Raw genomic sequence first — 1801 nt, 5'->3', positions numbered from 1 at the left:
CTGTCGTTTCGGGCTAAGTCCGCTTGCGACCACCTGCGCTTGCCAAGCTCGGTGGACAGTAAAATCCTAATCATAGCTGTGTTCTCCTTTACGGTAGAATATAACAATGATTTTAAGATTTTGCATGGATTTGTGACAAAATCAATTTTATTGCGATATTATCGCGAAAACAGTTATTGAAAATTGCAGAAAGAGGCCGCCGTCTTGGGCTTTCCCCAGGGCGGCGGCCTTCTTGATTCCTGACAGATTAACAATCCAAATGCAGCAGATTTTCAAGGCGCATATCACTGGTTTCCACAAGCTGAATTTTCCCTTGTTTTTTCCCTTTAGCCATTGTAATGCGTTACACAGCCTTACGCACAACGTTCCATGAATTAGACTGTTTCGGGACTGTAGGAGCACGTTTGCTAAGAGGAACACAGAAATCATGCAACTTCATTCTGTAAGCCCAAGCCTTTTCGCTGGGCAGGATTTTCTCCCGCTGGAGGTTGGAGTCCACCATGATAATAGTGGCCTCGTCGTCATCCAGCGTCCGGATGAGCACCGGCATGGTGGTTTTGCCGGCCAGCTCGCTCCCCCGCTTGCGCCGGTGGCCCGCCACAATCTCATAGCCGCCCGACCGCCGGGGACGGACGATGCCGGGGACCAGGACGCCGTACTCCGCGATGCTCTGCGCCGTTTTCTCCATCGCCTCATCGTCCCGCACCTGGAACGGATGGTCCTTGAAGGGAAAGAGTTCCGTCAAGGAGACTTCCTGCACCCGCTCAACAACCTCCTCTCCACCGCCGCCCGTCTGAAACAGGTTGTCAAAGCCGGTCAGCTGTATCTTGCCGGCGCTGCTTTTCATGCCAAAACCTCCCGCGTCAGGGCGGCGTAGGCGGAGGATACCTTACCGGCAGGGTCGTGGAGGTAGATGCTCCGGCCCTCTGCGCTGGTCTCCGCCGCACGGATGGAGCGGGGGATGATGCTGTCGAAAATACGCAGCCTGTCTCCGTAGGCATTGCGGAGCAGTTCGATGATGTCCCGAGAGTAGGTGGTCCGCAGGTCCGCCATGGTGATGAGAATTCCCGCGATGCGCAGGCCGGGATTGATTTTCCGCTTTACGTTGGAGATAGTGCGCAGCAGCTGTTCCAATCCTTTGATGGATAAGTAGTGGGCCTGCATCGGGATCAGAACTTCGTCCGCCGCGGCCAGGGCGTTGATGGTCAGCATACCCAGCGAGGGGCAGCAGTCCAGCAAGATAACGTCGTACTGGTCCCGGATGCCGTTCAGGTACTCCCGCAGAACCGTCTCCCGGCTCATGGTGTTCACCAGCGTGACCTCCAGGCCGGACAGCTCAATGTTGGCGGGGAGGAGATCCACCCCCTCCGCTTGATGAAGGATGCCCATATCCGGCGGCAAAGGCTCGTCCGAAATGATATGCCCCAGCAGTTCCGCAAGGGTGTTCTCCATCTGGTCAGGGTGCTGGTAGCCCAGGCTGGCGGTGAGCGACCCCTGGGCGTCCACATCTGCCAGGAGGACCCGCTTGCCCTCCCGAGCCAGGCCAATGCCTAGATTCACCGCTGTTACTGTTTTTCCAACACCTCCTTTTTGATTGCAGATTGCCGTTATCTTAGCCATAGTTCTTGCTTTCCCTCCTCCTTTTGTGCTAAAATAAAAACAGGACTAAACCAGTGCGCCCCTTGTTGCGGGGTGTTTCTGATTTAGTCCTATTTTAACAGAGGCGTCCTTGTATTCTTTCGCCTCACCGCCCTTTAACTCGTAACGGCAAAATTCAAATTGACTTTCAATAGAAATGCTG

General features: G+C 54.7%; 1 protein-coding gene and 2 pseudogenes. All 3 read right to left on the bottom strand.

The genetic code is table 11. The features are described from left to right. Nucleotides 1-430 precede the first annotated feature (430 nt). Nucleotides 431-847: pseudogene (locus D1159_RS18790) on the bottom strand (ParB/RepB/Spo0J family partition protein); the annotation flags it as partial. Next, the gene (locus D1159_RS18785) at nt 844-1620 is read right to left on the bottom strand and encodes an AAA family ATPase (protein WP_161847110.1); all 777 of its coding nucleotides are present in this window, start codon (nt 1618-1620) and stop codon (nt 844-846) included. The pseudogene D1159_RS18790 and the gene D1159_RS18785, both read right to left, overlap by 4 nt. Nucleotides 1621-1725: 105 nt before the next feature. After that, a pseudogene (locus tag D1159_RS20330) lies at nt 1726-1801 on the bottom strand (recombinase); the annotation flags it as partial.

Source organism: Pseudoflavonifractor sp. 524-17 (assembly GCF_009935845.1).
In the GTDB taxonomy this organism is placed as follows: Bacteria; Bacillota; Clostridia; order Oscillospirales; family Oscillospiraceae; genus Pseudoflavonifractor_A.
Note: the sequence above shows the minus strand (reverse complement) of the source record. Positions and strands in the feature narration are given on the sequence as shown.

Coding starts and splice junctions, on each gene's coding strand:
- D1159_RS18785 (WP_161847110.1), bottom strand. CDS start 1,620: ATGGCTAAGATAACGGCAATCTGCAATCAAAAAGGAGGTGTTGGAAAA.